The organism is Paenibacillus sp. P32E (genome assembly GCF_001909085.1).
In the GTDB taxonomy this organism is placed as follows: domain Bacteria; phylum Bacillota; class Bacilli; order Paenibacillales; family Paenibacillaceae; genus Paenibacillus_AQ; species Paenibacillus_AQ helianthi.
The window spans coordinates 30,013-44,821 of the sequence record NZ_LVYY01000057.1 but is presented as its reverse complement, the minus strand read 5'-3'; the positions used below and the strand labels follow the sequence as shown (position 1 = coordinate 44,821).

Below are 14,809 nucleotides of genomic sequence, written 5' to 3'. Positions count from 1 at the left end.
TGAAGAAGGTTCACAAGCACTACAACGGGATTACAAATATTTATTGATTATACGTTTCATCTATATGATTTCCATGTATATTTGAAGTTTCAACAAGCTTGTACGTACCTTCTATTTTTTCATAAGTATAATTTACATTAGGCTCATCTTTGAATCTTACGGTAGCCTGATAATCATCAGATTTAAAACTATAGACTCCCTGAACTTTTTCAATTTCATCAACAGAGTATGACCGTTCATTGATAAGATATTCTCTTACTTCATTTGCAATTTCACTTTTTTTCTGTGGTAATCCTGTCAAAAAAAAATAGCCGCCGACTAAAATCACAGCAAGCAGTATTGTTAGAACAATAAAGAGTCCTCTTTTTCTATTCAAATCTTCCCCTCCGTTTAAAATCACATAATATTATGAAAACCTTTAATTTCTTTACCACTGTAGCGTGTATGGTTATTAATTCCAATATTAACTAGCTCTTCAGATAGATTCAACCCAACTATAATCAAAATAAACAACCGGACCTAAAAGGTAGGGGCATATGTACTTCTGAAAAAGTCCCTCGAATCATATCAAAGAGTAAAAAACGCCACGGCAGGCACCAAAATAATCTCAAAAAAGCACCTCAGAAAATCGAGATGCTCTAATCTGGTTTTTTACATGTTAAATATATCAAGCGAAATATCTTCTAGTACCTATGGGTCTACTCCCTGCTTCGTTTCCAGCTCTTCTGCAGCTTGCGGATAAATACGATCTGGCCGATATGATAGGCATTATGGGTAGTCACATTCCCGACGATTTCCCACCACTGGCTGCCGGGGAACTCCAGCACGTCTTCCGCCAGTTGTGCTTCGGTTAACAGTCTCTGCCAATTCAACAGCACCTCCAGCAACCTTGTTTGAAGCTGCTCGAATGAGGTACTCTGGGGAAGCTGAAATGTAAGATTGTTGCTCTCTACAGAGGGTACGGCATGAACACTGGCTTCAAGGTACCGAGTCTGCCAGGTCTGATTCCAATACAGCAGATGTTGAACCAATTCGGCAATGCTGTTGCTGTCTTCGTCCACCTTCCACAGCGCCTCATCTTCGCTTAACCCCTGCACCGATTCTGTAAAGGTAACATACCAGCTAGGGTCATTTGCATTTGCGAGCAGCTGGTTGCTGAGCACTTCCTTTGCCTGAGCCATTTTTATTACACCTGCCTTGTCGATGTTAGGATGTAATCATACCTTACCATATCAACCCAACAGGCGGGTCAATTGAACCGGTATCCAAATTTCACTTCTGTACGCCGGCGAGGCCGTATCCTTGCTCTCATTCCACAAAATCTCCGGCCCTTCTACCAGCTCGTAATTGGAAGAAGGGAACCATTCGGAGTAAATCCGGCCCCAAATATTCTGGAGAGTATCCGGGAACGGCCCAACCGCTTCAAATACTGCCCATGTGGAGGCGGGAACCTCAAGCTGCGCGTAATGCCCCGGACCTTCAAGCGAGGTAGCTACACCGATATAGTGGTCCAGTTGTCCTTTTTCCTCCATGCGCCCTTCAGAGAAATTCACCGATGCACTGATCATCCCGGCCGGATCGATATTCGACAGCCCCTTAAGCTCGGTAATCATTTGCATATTCAGGCTCTGCCACATGGCAGCAATCTCCGGATTCACGCCGCCAAATTGAATCGGAACCCTCTTCTTCAGTCCAACAATGCGAAAAGCCTCTTTTTCCTCGATACGGTAATTCATTTCACTGCCTCCCCTAATCGTCAACTGAAAAGTCATCCGAGGGAAGGATTTCAGGGAGAACCCGCCCGCCCGCGCTTCCGATGGAGTCACTCCGTGAAAAAGCTGGAACGCCTTCGTGAACGCATCCGGTGAGCTGTAGCCATAATTCAGAGCTACATCGATGATCCGCAGCGGACTTTGCTGCAGTTCAAATGCGGCCAGCGTCAGGCGTCTAAAACGGATATACTCCGATAGCGATACTCCGGCAAGGAATGAGAACATCCGCTTGAAGTGATATTCGGAGCATAATGCCCGTCTGGCAGCCTCCTTGAGATCCACCTCTTCCTTGAGATGTGCTTCAATGTAAGCTAGAGCATCATTCATGTTCTCCAGCAGATTCATTTCCCTTCCTCCTCCCCTCATTCCTAGAATAACAGCCCTTCAGGACCCGGTTCCGACAGTTGGTGCACCATATTGACGGGTCATTCCCTTTGGATTGCTGCAATAATATACTATAGGCATTAGACTTCAGGGTGTATATTCATGTGACTACTTGTATAGGAGGTCATTATGAACATCGCATCCTTCATTCTTTACTGTATTGTGATCACCTTTACACCCGGACCTACCAATATTGTCATTCTATCATCCGTACAGCATTATGGTGCCAGAAAAGCTATGGAGTATGTGTGGGGAGCGACAATTGCCTTTGGTCTGCTGCTTGCTGCTTCCGCTCTGCTTAACCGTGTGCTTACCGGAATTATTCCAAATATACTTGGCATCATGCAGATCGCAGGCAGTGTATATATGCTCTACCTTGCTTATCAGATCTATCGAATGGGGCGAGCGGACGCCACGCCGGTGCAGACAACCAGTTTTACCTCAGGCCTGCTGATGCAGTTTATCAATCCGAAAGTGCTGCTATTCACTCTAACTGTAATTCCCAGCTACGTGTTGCCCTATTATACTTCATCATCCGCTTCCTTTCTGTTTGTGCTGATGATTACAGTTATCGGATTTCTGGCGTTTGTGACCTGGGTCGTGTGCGGCGCTGTCTTCAGAAGATTGCTGCTGGAGCATCACCGGTTGATTAATACTCTAATGGCCTTGTTTATGTTATATTCTGCAGTAATGGTATCGGGAATTCTATAGCTTGGAGGTGAGCCGCGTGGAGAAATTCAACTATGCCAAATCAGCAGGTATCCTGGCTTTGTCGGCAAGTTTTACCGATTTCACTTACAAAAAGCATTGCCACGAGGAATATGCCATCGGCGTAACCCTGCGCGGCATACAGCAATATAATCTGGAGGGGAGCTATCAGGCCTCCCATAGAAATGGCGTCATGCTGTTCAACCGGGAACAGTATCATGACGGCAGCTCTTATGACAGGGAAGGCATTGACTATGTGATGCTGTACATCAAGCCGGACTTGTTCTCGGAGATCCTCGGCGGCCAAGAATTGCGCTTCTCCTCTCCCATTGTCTACGATGCAGAGTTAGCGTCGTGCATATTAAGACTGAGTTATGCCATACAGTCGGGCAAAGATGAAGTGCTGTGCAGCGAGCTGCTAATGAAAATAGCCGGTCTCGTCTCACAGACGCATTTCGATACGGGGCAGAGAACGAATAACAAGCTTGTCGAGCAAGCAAAAGAAAAAATGTATTTCAGCATAGATCACGTATTGAAGCTGGACGATCTTTGCCAGGAGTTTGGAATGTCCAAATACCAGTTCATCCGGGCATTCAAGAGCCATACCGGCATCTCACCATATCAATTCTTCCTGAACTGCAAAGTAGAGCATGCCAAGCAAGCCATCGAGCGGACCAAGGATGTCTATACCGCCGTCACCGAATGCGGATTTACGGATCTGACCCATCTCAACAGGCATTTCAAAAGTATGTTCGGCATTACGGCCTATGAATATAGGTCACAGCTGAATTGAGAGATTGACAGTCTTTTATTCCTGTTGCAAAAAAAGCCTGTAGATTCTGAACCCGGAATGGGTCAGCTCTACAGGCTTTTCAATAAGATTTTATAATAGCTATGATTTAGAAGCTCAATTATTTAACGGCTGTTTCGCCGGTAACTTTACCTTCAAGAACAGCACTTGTTTTCAGATCATCGCTTTTAAAGTACAGGTTGCCGTCAATTGTTGCTGTTTTATCCAGAGTAAATCCTTTGGCTTCTACATAAACGTCACCTTTGATCGTTCCGCCCTGCACTTTGAAGTTTTCACTTTGAACGGTAACCTTAGGAGCAGTCAGCGTGTAGCTGGCAGTGATCTTGTGGTCTGCATCCTGTGCGTACAGAGCCAGTTTGCGGTAGATAGCATTTTCTGCTTTGCCTTTATCATGGAATTCACCGGCAACAACCACATCGGTGTCAACAGTCAGGTCATTTAGAATCGCTACAATCCAGTTACCATCTGCACTAACGGCTTTGGTAAAGGCATCTGCCTGGTTAACGATGGATGCTGTGCTTTGTGCATCTGTAGTAGTTGCCGCGGCACTTGCAGCCGGTGATGCACTAGCCGCTTCATTTGCATTATTATTATTATTTCCACAACCCGACAACAACGCTGCCGCCACACCTGCAACCAATAATCCTTTTACTAGCTTCACAATAATTCCCCCTGTTTTTGGTATATTCATATTATATATTAAAATTTTAATAATAACAACGTGATTAATTTCACGAAATTGTGTCTATCACTTTTTATCAACAAAAAATTAAGATATTGGACGTATAGACGCTGATAGTCTAAGCCATTTCATCCAGCCTTACACATCTCAGATTTCTGGTCTTCAGCTGCAGCAATACTTCCTCCAAAGCCTGCAGCATATAATGCGGAGCATTGCCATCTGCCCCCAGCGTATCTCCGCTGTCATGCAGCACAATAATGGACCCGTCATGAATTCGGCTTAACAAGGTAGAGCGCAGAGAGGTTTGACATTTCTCCCGGCTCCAGTCATGTGCCATCAGCGACCACAGCACAATCCGGTACTGCTTCAGGCGCAAGAAGTCGAACATATTGATTAATCCCCAGGGAGGGCGGTAATGATCGGGTCTGGTGCCAACAATGGACTCCACAATATCTGCGGTCCGCTCCAGATGTCCGCGCCGGATGGTGCCGGGCAGCATCAGCCAATTGGAGGTATGTATATAATTGTGGATGCCAATCTGATGGCCTTCCCGGTCCATTCTCTTGATCAGCTCAGGATATCGTTCCGCTTGCGAACCAAGGACGAAAAAGGTGGCTTTTACTTTATGCTGTGCCAGAAGATCCAGCAATCTGGGGGTGTACTCCGGATGCGGCCCATCATCAAAGGTGAAAGCCACCTCCTTGGGAGACGTCCCCCGGCGCATGACGCCGTACCCGGCAAGCCGTGTAAGCAGACTGGGGACTAACATATATAGAATAAAGATGCTGATGATTCCAATAGTCAGATGTAAGAGCATAGTTCCTCCTTAAAGCGGATATGTATTTATCCCGATAGCTTCTGTTCGGGGGAAAAACGGTTTTTCATCGAAGAGCGCGAATGGATTAGCAGCATCGGAACCAGCTTTTCGGTGTGTTGACTGACTCTGTGCTTCCCTTCCGGGTGCAGTGCAGACAGCAGCAGGCGGAGATAAATCGTCGTCATCCGTCTGAACAATCCCGGCTGCATCGCCTGCTGCTCAAAGCCTAGACCATGCGTGATTCCCCGGTGCAGCAGCGTGATCCCCAGGAGCGCCTTGACCTGCTTGAACTCTGACTGCGATTCGAAGGCTTCATTAATCTGGAGCATCGATTGACGCAGCATTCTTGCCGTGCGCAGTGCAGCCCGGTCTGAACCTTCCGACTGAATCAGCTTCAGGATGCTGCCATTATCAAGGTGCAGCTCGCCTACCCATTCCCCATCATGAATCACCGTAGAATCCTCGCATACGATAGCCTGCCCTCTGTGTTTTTTGAGCATCACGCTGCAAATCCCAAAGTGTAAAGTCCCGGCCCCGCGAAAATGTGAACCCAGCGCAAATACCTTTTCCCATGCCATCCAGAGCGACTGCACCATATTTTTTCCAATTTTCAGTTCCAATTCATTCATCCTTCCTCCAACAACTAATAAAATCTATTTTCAATAAGAACCTTTCCTCTGTTTGACGCTTCCGGATGATTATACCCTGCCTGCAAATTAATAATATGAAAATTACAAAAAAGCACAGCAGGACTTACCTTCGAACATTTTCCCATAGGACTTGAAATCACCAGTGTTTTCAGCTTAAGCAATGCCCTCACCACCCCATCAGTTCCACAAAATGATCTTCGAGCGAATGATTCTTTTTACTCAAGCTTTCCAGCTCCACGCCCGCTTCTATCAGGGCTTTAGTCAGTTCAAGCTGCTGTACGGCATCGTAAATGCGGATTGTCTTGGGGTCCAGCATCTTGAAGTTGGTGAGGCCCAGATTGTACTCCAACACATACACCGCTTTACTGCTCTCTCCGGTAATCAGTTCGATGTATTGCGTGTTCCGGCTGCGGATCATATCCATCGCCACTTCCTCCAGCAAAACTCCGTCACGGATCACGCCGATGGTGTCGGCGACCTGTTCAATCTCCCCCAGAATGTGGCTGGAGATCAGCAGCGTCATTCCATATTCCCGGCTCAGCATGCGGAATACTTCACGCATTTCCTTGATGCCCATGGGGTCCAGCCCGTTGATCGGCTCATCCAGAATAAGCAGCTCCGGTCTGGTCATTAGCGCCCGGGCGATGCCCAGCCGCTGCTTCATCCCCAGGGAGAACTGCTTGACCGGCTTTTTGTCCACGCCCTTCAGCTTGACCAGCTCCAGTGCTTCTTCCATAGCCTTCGCATCGTAATACCCCATGTACTCTCCGTGCAGCTGAAGATTTTCTCTCGCCGTCAGCTTGTCGTAGAACACCGGATATTCAATAATGCAGCCCATGCGTTTCAGCAATTCATAGGAATGGTCTGTCATGCTCACTCCAAAAAATTCGATATACCCCTCTGTCGGCTTCACCAGATTGGTGATCATTTTCATTACCGTGGTTTTGCCCGCTCCGTTCGGTCCCAGGAACCCGTAAATTTCGCCTTGCTTGATATTCATGTTCACACCGCTAACAGCCTCTTTGCCTTGATACTCCTTGGTTAACTCCCATGTCCGCAATATGGTTGTCATTCCCGTTATCCCCTTTGGCTTCTTCGTTTGTCTTCCTGGTTCTTATTGTACACAGCGGAATTTTCTTTTTTATTACCTGAACCTTACAAAATTCTTAAGCTGCAGACATAAGCCCTGGCGAAGCCGCCGGACCAATAAGAGCATTCAGCAGGTCTGCCTGCGAAAAGAAAGTGTAAATGCCGTTTTGACATGAGGTTCGCTGCGCAAGGTGATAGTGCAGTTCATCTGTTCTGTCAACCGTAAGGTGATGGTCAGCGCCAGTCCGTTCTCCTGTTGTTGACGTCCAGCAGACGGTTCAGATCGGTAAGCAGCATTTGCACATGAGGATCATTACTGAACAAAAACAGCCTTTCATGGATCCCCGGTCCATAATGTCCGTCAGCTTGGTATGGATATAGTCGAGCTGGGAAATGCTCCCGCAAACGCAGGTATTGCCGAAGGATCACAAGCAGAAGCAGAAGAACCGCCACACTCCAAAAAACAATCATTCCAGCATCCACATTTTTTTGCATTGTATAATTTCCTATACAATAAAAAAACGCCTTGATCCTATGATCAAAGCGGGGTTCATGCAAATCCGGCCGGAATCTCGGAGGAAACCGGTTACAGCCCTGGAAACAAACGCAGCGCATTCGCGCAATAGATCTGACCGCGCGCTTCGTCCGTCAGCAAGTCCGTGCTGTCCAGGTCATCCGCTAAAAATTTGCAGGCGAGATCAGGGGTGTACGGGTAGTCGCTGCCGTATAAGAGATGGTCCGTGCCAACCAATTGCAGCAGGTTACCCAGTTGTCTGGGCAGGCACCCTCCGGCCAGATCATAATACAGTCCTTTTAGAGAGGCATATATATCCACCCCAGCATCCCCCATGTGCTCTCCAAATATCGAAGGCATCATATGCAGGGCTGGTGCGATCCGGTCGGCAAGTATCGGCAGAAACGCGCCAGCATGCGGGACAATAAAGGTAATGCCGGGGAAGCGGCTTAAGGTTCCGGTTAAGATAAGGTTCATGACCGTGCGGGTTGTATCGAAGAAAAACTCCATCATTGGAGCAGGCAATCCTTCCAGAACATGCTCTGGAACAAGAGCGGGTCTATTGGGATGAAGGGCGACAATGGCTTTTCGCATGTTCAGCTCTGCAAAAATATCATTCAAGCAGGGATTGCCCAGATATACCCCCAGAACATTGGTAGGCAGTGTAAATCCGTCAACGTGCAGGGCTTCCAGTGCGTATTTAATCTCCGCAATTGAATCACAAGTCTCCGGCACAGGCAATGAGGCCAGCAAGCGAAACTTCCCGGGATATTTCCGCACAAGGTCCGCACCGTACTCATTCACGCTTCGGGCCAATTCTTTGGCAGCATTTCTGTCCCCCAAATGAATATGGGGAGAAGACAGAGACAACAGTGAGGTCGCAATCCCTAAATGCTCCATCGCCTCCAAATGAAGCTCCGCACTCCATGCGGGAGTTGGAAACCCATCGGGATTGGGTTCAGCGTATTTCAGCAGTGCTTCCCTGTATCCCGGCGGCAGGTAATGACTGTGAAGATCGATTTTCCCTGCACGTAATTCCTTAAGTTCAAACATCATTGCAACTCCTTCCCGAATACTTCCGTCAGCTTCGCACATACCAGCGCCAGGGCATTCTGCGCTTCTTCCAAAGTCTCCTGCATGTTGAAGAAACCATGAATAACGCCATCGTATCTTTTCAAGCACACCTCAACCCCTGCCGCATTCAGGCGCCGCGCATACATCTCCCCTTCATCTCTCAGCGGATCATATTCCGAGGTAATTATACAAGCGGCAGGAAGCTCTCCAAAATATTCAGCAAGCAACGGTGAAGCCAGGGGATCCCGTGCTTCGCTTGCTTCATTCAAGTACTGGGACACAAACCATTTGATGCCTTTGGTGGTCAGTCTATAACCTTCGACATTCTCCACGCGTGATTTTGGCTCTGTGGCACCCAGTAAATCCAGCATGGCGTTGATGATGACCTGATACACAAGCTTGAATTCTCCTGAATCCCGGGATAGCTGGCAAATGACTGCCGCCAGGGTCCCGCCGACACTGTCGCCTCCAACCGCGATCTGGCTAGCGAGAATGTTCAAGCGTTCCGCATGCTCGAATATCCAATGTACTGTCTGATAGCACTCTTCCACTGGCTGGGGAAACTTATGCTCCGGCGCCAAGCCGTATTCGATGGAAATCACCGTACACTTCACAGCAGCTGTTATCCTGCAGCATATCGGGTCATACACCTCAATATTTCCAAACACAAAACCGCCGCCATGAATCCAAATGAATGCTGGATAAGGGCCATCGCCTTTGGGAGAATAAACTCGAATCCGGGTATCTCTGATAGAAGTGGTGACGGTAATATCTTGTACATTGCCAACCTCTACTAGACTCCCTTTGCAATCGTCCCAGCTATGGTCGTACCAATCTCTCTGCTGCTCCAGCGGTAGCGCATAGATTTGGGCAAAATCAGTCTCCAGCAATTTACTCAACTTCGGGTTCAATGGCATCCTTATGGCCTTCTTCCTTGAATTCTGAACATTCACTTAGGTCTGTCCGCATGGATTGCTCTGCCATCATCTGCAGCCCTTTGAAAACCTGATCCTTTACCGCTTCATCCATTCCCTCGGTCGTAACCTTTTCCCACGCTTCCAAACACTTGAAGATATAAGCTTGATATTCTCTTCCTTTACCCGTAACAAAGAGTTTCTTGGCTCTTTTGTCCTCCCTTCCCGTTACCCGCCTGATCACTCCCTTCTTCTCAAGAGATTGGATCGACCTCGTCGTAGCCGCCTTATCAATAAACAACAAGGTGGACAACTTTTCCTGATTGATCCCCTCATTGCCGTAAATGTTCATCAGAAGAATGCACTCAGAGAAGCTAATACCCATAGGACTGGAAACCGCCGTTATGTACGCCTGAGTTTGTCTGTGGAGTATACCTACATTTCTTGCCAGAGTTAAAAACTCCATTTTACCGCCTCCATGGTTGATCTAGTCAACTATGTTATACCGCTATAAGTTGACCCAGTCAACCTATTATTGAATATTCCCCCAAATTGACTTATCTACGGCAGGTGACAAGCAGACACAGCTTCGCTGTCCTTTAAAAGGACGGTATCGTTTTAGCGAGAAATAGAAGGAAATTTATAGCGCGAAGCATATAAATTCTTCTATTTCATAAAAAAAGCAACTCCGTTCAGGTTCACGGGGTTGCTTTTTTATGAAATCCTATATGTTTTTCTGCTAATCAGAGTTACCGCACCGGAACTAGCTCCTGCTCCCCTGTATCCACGCCGCCCGTCCGCTTGATAAAGAATGAAAGAATCAGTCCGATCCCTCCAAACACAATAACAGCGAGGTAGGCATCGTTCATCCCGGAAATGGAAGCCTGCAGCAGCATATGCTTGGGCTCGCCCGAAGCTCCAGAAGCTGTCATATCCGCCAAATGAAATTGGGTACGATTCGTTAAAATCGTGACCAGCAGTGACGTTCCGATCGCACCGGCTACCTGCTTCACGGTATTCGCGATTGCGGTACCGTGTGCATTCATGGATTCCGGAAGCTGGTTCAGCCCTGCGGTTGTGACCGGCATAAGGAATAGCGCCATACCGAGCCGTCTCCCGGTTGACATCAGCAGAAGATATGCGTACCCCGTAGAATCAGTAAGGTGGATGAAGCCGAATGTAGTTAGAATTGTTATAGTAATCCCGATAATGGATAGCCATTTGGCGCCAAAGCGGTCAAACAATCTCCCGGCGAGCGGCATCATCACACCCATCAGCAGCGCACCTGGAAGCATAAGCAGCCCTGAGTCGAGAGCGGAATAGCCTCTCATATTCTGCAGGTACAACGGCAGCAGCATCATATCCGCATACATGACCACGGCTACCGCCACATTAATCAGGGTCGTTAACGTGAACATGCTATATTTGAATGCTTTTAACTCCAGTAACGGATTGCTTCCGGTGAGCTGTCGCCAAGAGAATAGGATTAGCAGCCCCACGCCTGCAGCAAGCGTAGAATGCACTTCGGTACTTGACCATCCGATACTTCCCGCTCTGCTGAAACTGTACAATAATGTTCCGAAGCCTAGGGTTGATAAAATCAGCCCCCATACATCCAGTTTGGGATAGCTCCGCTCCGTCACGTTCTTTAGGTAGAACCAGGCGAGAACCACCACCATAAGGGCAAAAGGAATAATGATATAGAAAAGCGATCGCCAGGAATAGTGATCCAGCATGTAGCCAGCATAGGTTGGCCCGATTGCAGGAGCAAAGATGATGGCAAATCCGATCATCCCCATCGCTCCTCCGCGCTTCTCGACAGGATATACCGCGAGTACGACATTCATCAGCAGGGGCATTATAATCCCTGCTCCGGCAGCCTGAACCAGACGTCCTGTCAGCAGCAGTTCGAAACTCGGAGCCGCTCCGGAGAGAATCGAACCCGCAAGGAAAATCAGCATTGCCGACAGGAACAGCTCGCGTGTTGTGAAACGCTGCATAAAATAAGCAGTAACAGGAATAAATACCCCGTTAACCAGCATATATCCGGTGGTCAGCCACTGAGCGGTAGCCGCCGAAATCTGAAAATCCCCCATCAGCTCAGGGGTGGCCACACTCATAATTGTCTGATTCAGCACTGCAATAAACGCGCCCAGAATCATAACAAACAGCAGCGGGCCCTTTTTTATATGGACTTGTATGTTGTCTACACTCATCTCCACTCATCCTCTAGATAATAGTAGCACGACGTCGTGGAATCAGTGTACTGCCGTTCAGCCCAAAAGACAAAGTACAATGCCTGACAAACTGTCTGTTATCAGACACTCTCTAGAATAGTGACGATTAGCGATGGCTATCTTTCCTTTTTTCGAGGACCAATCACTTAAGCTGCTGCTCCGGCTTGCGGTTAAAGGCAGTCATCAGCGGACCATCACGGACCAGACGGGTTAAGATCAAGGCCACTTGCTCCGGGGGTAATATTCTTCCTGTTTCAAACCAGTGCCGGATCACCCCAAAATGTGCTGAGCTGAAATAAGCGACGATATATTCGTCAGGTACAGAGAGCGCATCCGAACTCAAGACCTGCCGGGGGAGTTTTTCATACATGCGGCTGCGGATGAGTGCTTTTAATCTTTTGCCAAATGCCGTTCCATCCTGGGCGAAAAAAATTGCAAAAAAACGGTGCTGCTCATTCATAAACCGGATAAACTCCACAATCGATGGAAAAGGTTCTTCTACATACCCGCTGGTGAGCAGTTGTTCAGGTTCACTTCGGACAGGAAGGCGATCCATCTCTTCTATAATCTGATCCTCTATTTTGTCCATCAGGTCATAAATATCCTGATAATGCAGATAGAAGGTCCCCCGGTTAATACCCGCCTTGGCGGTCAGACTCCTTACATTCACGCCTGCCAGCCCTTTCTCCTCCACTAGTGAGAGGAAAGCTTCATCAATCAGTTTTCTCGTTCGGATTACACGCAGATCAGCGGCTTTTTCCATGAGAGTCTCCTCCATTCATTCCTGTTAGCCTTAATGAACACTATTCGAAATAGTGACGATTGTAAGTGTATTTTACTCTGATTATAATAAACACAGGGTTCATAAATCAACACAATGTTCATTATTTGAAGGAGGAAAAATTCATGTTAAACCATAAAACAGCCGTCATTACAGGAGCATCCAGCGGCATTGGCCGCGCCATTGCGAGCCAGCTTGCAGCAGAAGGTGTACATGTCTTCATCACCGGAAGAAGCCAAGAGCAGCTTGAGGACTTGAAATCGCAAATCGAACAGTCTGGCGGTCAGGCGACGTATAGTGCGTTTGATCTCCGCGATACCGGCAAGCTTCAGGGCTTTATTCATCAGGCCCGCGAGCAGACCGGTCATTTGGATATTATGGTCAACAATGCGGGCCTGCATATTCATGGCAATATTGTGGATACACAGGTAGACGACTGGCGGGAGATGATCGATGTCAATATCGTCGCGCTTCTTGCCGGGTCACAGGCAGCGGTTCATGAAATGCGTCTCAATGAAGGCAGTGGGCCAGGACATATTATTAATATCTCTTCAGGCAACGCCTACGAACCTGGTAGGGATTTCTACAGTGCCACCAAACATATGGTGAATGCCATCGGACAAGCACTGACACATGAACTGGCCAAAGAACCCATTCAGGTAACAACCATTCTCCCCGGTGCTGTGGCGACGAACTTTGGCCGCAACCTGGAACCTGAGACGGTCGTGGAGCTTGCCCGCAAGCTGGGGATGGAGGTGGAGTTCAACCAGGGAGACCATCTGCCGGAAGAGCTGATTGCCCGGATTCGCGGGGCGATGGGACAGACTTTTTTGAGTGGTGATGATATCGCGAGCGCCGTAGTCTACGCGTTGCAGCAGCCGCAGAACGTAGTGGTCCGTGAACTGTATCTGACTGCGCCGAATGTGTATCTTGGCAATGACTTCTCTATGTAAAATGCAGCAAAACAAGCCGCCAGCCCATGATCAGGGTTTGGCGGCTTGTTTTATTTTATCGGAGTGTGCAAATGCCTTAACTCTCTTCTATTGTTGCTTGCTCTTAATCTCAAAGCTGCGGACCTTCATCCATTTCCCGGCAACGAACTCGTCGATGGTCCCGGTTTTGGTTCTGACGCAGAATTTATGCTGTGTCTTTTTGTCAAAGCCCGTGGCTTCATAAAGAAGATCATCGCCTGCCTGTCCCTTATAGTATACCTGCTTCAGGCCAAGCCTACTCAGCAATTCCAGCTTTACACTCTCAATATATGTGCGCGAATACTCTTTTGACATCCCTTGTTCCTCCTGCGGTGTTCATCTACTGACCATTTTACACTTTTATTCTGCGAATTCACACTCCAGAGACTGACTAGCTCATGAGAAAACAGACTGCAAAACTAATTGCCGGGTAGTTGGAGGCCGCGCCAGCCGCTTACCTCGCATTGGCCATATTCATTATTACCCGCCGCAACTACTGTGCCGTCTGATTTAAGCCCGGCGGTATGGGCACAACCTGCCGCAATCGCCACTATATCGCGCCAATCACTTACATTACATTGACCATACTCATTGGAGCCCACAGCCATCGCCGTACCGTCTGATCTGAGGCCCACGGTATGATTACTTCCCGCCGCTATCGCCACAATACCGCTCCAGCTGCTTACATCGCATTGGTCATGTTTATTCAAACCCACAGCCGTCACCGTACCGTCCGATCGAAGACCGATGGTATGAAGATAACCCGCCGCAACCGCAACCATATCGCACCAGCCGCTTACATTGCATTGCCGATACCGGCTATTGCCCGTAGCCGTCACCGTGCCGTCCCTTTTAAGAGCGATAGTATGCCAGTCCCCCGCCGCGACCGCCACCATATCATTCCAGCTGCTTACATTGCATTCGCCTTCATGATTTCGGCCTACTGCTACCACCGTGCCATCCGATCTAAGCCCAATGGTACGACGCCAACCCGCCGCAACCGCTACAATATCGCCCCAATCGCTTACATTGCATTGGTCGTGCTTGTTCCAACCCACAGCTACCACAGTTCTGTCAGATTTAAGACCAATGGTGTGAGCATTACCCGTATTCGTCGCCATATGAACATTCCCAGCCGCAACTGCCACAATATCGCGCCAGCCGCTCACGTCACATTGGCCAACTTTATTATCTCCCGCAGCCATCACCGTACCGTCAGATTTAAGCAGGGCGGTATGACGATGACCCGCCGCAATGACACCTTTAGGCCAGCGTTCCCCCTGTTCTCCCGCTTCTTTCGGAGAAATGTACTCCATGTCTTACCTCCTTGAAAACAACACCTATTTCCCATTTACCCTGTGTGTGCCCAATTCATCACACTTTTCACTCCGTAGCTACGCATATA

Annotated in this window: 18 protein-coding genes; 3 read left to right on the top strand and 15 right to left on the bottom strand. The window is 48.2% G+C overall.

The features are described from left to right. Nucleotides 1-40 precede the first annotated feature (40 nt). The 3 genes from A3848_RS26385 to A3848_RS26375 all read right to left on the bottom strand — a co-directional run bounded on the left by A3848_RS26385 (nucleotide 41) and on the right by A3848_RS26375 (nucleotide 2,117). On the bottom strand, nucleotides 41-376 hold the full coding sequence (locus A3848_RS26385) for a DUF3139 domain-containing protein (RefSeq protein WP_074087909.1): 336 nt from the start codon (nucleotides 374-376) through the stop codon (nucleotides 41-43). A gap of 322 nt (nucleotides 377-698) precedes the next feature. Further along, a complete protein-coding gene (locus tag A3848_RS26380) occupies nucleotides 699-1,181 on the bottom strand; it encodes a DinB family protein (protein ID WP_074087907.1) in 483 nt (160 codons plus the stop codon). 51 nt (nucleotides 1,182-1,232) lie between these two features. After that, entirely contained in the window at nucleotides 1,233-2,117 is an 885-nt protein-coding gene (locus A3848_RS26375) for an AraC family transcriptional regulator (RefSeq protein WP_074087905.1), read from the bottom strand. 168 nt (nucleotides 2,118-2,285) lie between these two features. Here A3848_RS26375 and A3848_RS26370 point away from each other — a divergent pair, with 168 nt between their 5' ends. Next, nucleotides 2,286-2,867 (top strand): LysE family translocator, encoded by a 582-nt coding sequence (locus tag A3848_RS26370; RefSeq protein ID WP_074087903.1) that lies wholly within the window; start codon nucleotides 2,286-2,288, stop codon nucleotides 2,865-2,867. A 16-nt stretch (nucleotides 2,868-2,883) separates the two neighbouring features. Next, nucleotides 2,884-3,657 carry an AraC family transcriptional regulator gene (locus tag A3848_RS26365; RefSeq protein ID WP_074087902.1) on the top strand — a complete coding sequence of 258 codons (774 nt, stop codon included), beginning with the start codon at nucleotides 2,884-2,886 and terminating at the stop codon, nucleotides 3,655-3,657. A 118-nt stretch (nucleotides 3,658-3,775) separates the two neighbouring features. Here the strand turns inward: A3848_RS26365 and A3848_RS26360 are convergent, their stop codons facing one another. The 10 genes from A3848_RS26360 to A3848_RS26315 all read right to left on the bottom strand — a co-directional run bounded on the left by A3848_RS26360 (nucleotide 3,776) and on the right by A3848_RS26315 (nucleotide 12,415). Then, the gene (locus A3848_RS26360) at nucleotides 3,776-4,336 is read right to left on the bottom strand and encodes a polymer-forming cytoskeletal protein (RefSeq protein ID WP_083609483.1); all 561 of its coding nucleotides are present in this window, start codon (nucleotides 4,334-4,336) and stop codon (nucleotides 3,776-3,778) included. Nucleotides 4,337-4,475: 139 nt separating this feature from the next. Next, nucleotides 4,476-5,174: a polysaccharide deacetylase family protein gene (locus A3848_RS26355; protein ID WP_074087900.1), complete on the bottom strand. Its 699-nt coding sequence runs from the start codon at nucleotides 5,172-5,174 to the stop codon at nucleotides 4,476-4,478. A 26-nt stretch (nucleotides 5,175-5,200) separates the two neighbouring features. After that, entirely contained in the window at nucleotides 5,201-5,803 is a 603-nt protein-coding gene (locus A3848_RS26350; protein WP_256702558.1) for a YkoP family protein, read from the bottom strand. Nucleotides 5,804-5,990: 187 nt separating this feature from the next. Further along, on the bottom strand, nucleotides 5,991-6,896 hold the full coding sequence (locus A3848_RS26345) for an ABC transporter ATP-binding protein (protein ID WP_074087898.1): 906 nt from the start codon (nucleotides 6,894-6,896) through the stop codon (nucleotides 5,991-5,993). Between the two features lie 251 nt (nucleotides 6,897-7,147). Beyond that, complete coding sequence (locus tag A3848_RS26340) at nucleotides 7,148-7,408, bottom strand: hypothetical protein (RefSeq protein WP_074087896.1); 261 nt, start codon at nucleotides 7,406-7,408, stop codon at nucleotides 7,148-7,150. Between the two features lie 91 nt (nucleotides 7,409-7,499). Then, entirely contained in the window at nucleotides 7,500-8,480 is a 981-nt protein-coding gene (locus A3848_RS26335) for an amidohydrolase family protein (protein WP_218619021.1), read from the bottom strand. Further along, nucleotides 8,480-9,418 carry an alpha/beta hydrolase gene (locus A3848_RS26330; protein ID WP_074087893.1) on the bottom strand — a complete coding sequence of 313 codons (939 nt, stop codon included), beginning with the start codon at nucleotides 9,416-9,418 and terminating at the stop codon, nucleotides 8,480-8,482. Before A3848_RS26330 ends, A3848_RS26335 begins: the two co-directional genes overlap by 1 nt. Further along, nucleotides 9,393-9,881, bottom strand: coding sequence for a MarR family winged helix-turn-helix transcriptional regulator (locus A3848_RS26325; protein WP_074087891.1), 489 nt, complete (start codon nucleotides 9,879-9,881; stop codon nucleotides 9,393-9,395). Before A3848_RS26325 ends, A3848_RS26330 begins: the two co-directional genes overlap by 26 nt. Nucleotides 9,882-10,164: 283 nt before the next feature. Continuing rightward, complete coding sequence (locus A3848_RS26320; protein WP_074087890.1) at nucleotides 10,165-11,631, bottom strand: DHA2 family efflux MFS transporter permease subunit; 1,467 nt, start codon at nucleotides 11,629-11,631, stop codon at nucleotides 10,165-10,167. Between the two features lie 163 nt (nucleotides 11,632-11,794). Continuing rightward, on the bottom strand, nucleotides 11,795-12,415 hold the full coding sequence (locus tag A3848_RS26315; protein WP_074087888.1) for a TetR/AcrR family transcriptional regulator: 621 nt from the start codon (nucleotides 12,413-12,415) through the stop codon (nucleotides 11,795-11,797). A 143-nt stretch (nucleotides 12,416-12,558) separates the two neighbouring features. On the opposite strand from A3848_RS26315, the gene A3848_RS26310 reads away from it, so the two are divergent. Next, entirely contained in the window at nucleotides 12,559-13,386 is an 828-nt protein-coding gene (locus A3848_RS26310; RefSeq protein ID WP_074087886.1) for an SDR family oxidoreductase, read from the top strand. Nucleotides 13,387-13,473: 87 nt separating this feature from the next. Here the strand turns inward: A3848_RS26310 and A3848_RS26305 are convergent, their stop codons facing one another. Together A3848_RS26305 and A3848_RS26300 are read right to left on the bottom strand one after the other, a co-directional pair. Next, nucleotides 13,474-13,719 (bottom strand): hypothetical protein, encoded by a 246-nt coding sequence (locus A3848_RS26305; protein ID WP_074087884.1) that lies wholly within the window; start codon nucleotides 13,717-13,719, stop codon nucleotides 13,474-13,476. Nucleotides 13,720-13,823: 104 nt separating this feature from the next. Further along, nucleotides 13,824-14,720, bottom strand: a complete 897-nt coding sequence (locus tag A3848_RS26300; protein ID WP_074087882.1) for an RCC1 domain-containing protein — start codon at nucleotides 14,718-14,720, stop codon at nucleotides 13,824-13,826. Nucleotides 14,721-14,809: the final 89 nt, after the last annotated feature.

Coding starts and splice junctions, on each gene's coding strand:
- A3848_RS26380 (WP_074087907.1), bottom strand. CDS start 1,181: ATGGCTCAGGCAAAGGAAGTGCTCAGCAACCAGCTGCTCGCAAATGCA.
- A3848_RS26375 (WP_074087905.1), bottom strand. CDS start 2,117: ATGAATCTGCTGGAGAACATGAATGATGCTCTAGCTTACATTGAAGCA.
- A3848_RS26370 (WP_074087903.1), top strand. CDS start 2,286: ATGAACATCGCATCCTTCATTCTTTACTGTATTGTGATCACCTTTACA.
- A3848_RS26355 (WP_074087900.1), bottom strand. CDS start 5,174: ATGCTCTTACATCTGACTATTGGAATCATCAGCATCTTTATTCTATAT.
- A3848_RS26350 (WP_256702558.1), bottom strand. CDS start 5,803: ATGAATGAATTGGAACTGAAAATTGGAAAAAATATGGTGCAGTCGCTC.
- A3848_RS26345 (WP_074087898.1), bottom strand. CDS start 6,896: ATGACAACCATATTGCGGACATGGGAGTTAACCAAGGAGTATCAAGGC.
- A3848_RS26340 (WP_074087896.1), bottom strand. CDS start 7,408: ATGCAAAAAAATGTGGATGCTGGAATGATTGTTTTTTGGAGTGTGGCG.
- A3848_RS26335 (WP_218619021.1), bottom strand. CDS start 8,480: ATGTTTGAACTTAAGGAATTACGTGCAGGGAAAATCGATCTTCACAGT.
- A3848_RS26330 (WP_074087893.1), bottom strand. CDS start 9,418: ATGCCATTGAACCCGAAGTTGAGTAAATTGCTGGAGACTGATTTTGCC.
- A3848_RS26325 (WP_074087891.1), bottom strand. CDS start 9,881: ATGGAGTTTTTAACTCTGGCAAGAAATGTAGGTATACTCCACAGACAA.
- A3848_RS26320 (WP_074087890.1), bottom strand. CDS start 11,631: ATGAGTGTAGACAACATACAAGTCCATATAAAAAAGGGCCCGCTGCTG.
- A3848_RS26315 (WP_074087888.1), bottom strand. CDS start 12,415: ATGGAAAAAGCCGCTGATCTGCGTGTAATCCGAACGAGAAAACTGATT.
- A3848_RS26310 (WP_074087886.1), top strand. CDS start 12,559: ATGTTAAACCATAAAACAGCCGTCATTACAGGAGCATCCAGCGGCATT.
- A3848_RS26305 (WP_074087884.1), bottom strand. CDS start 13,719: ATGTCAAAAGAGTATTCGCGCACATATATTGAGAGTGTAAAGCTGGAA.
- A3848_RS26300 (WP_074087882.1), bottom strand. CDS start 14,720: ATGGAGTACATTTCTCCGAAAGAAGCGGGAGAACAGGGGGAACGCTGG.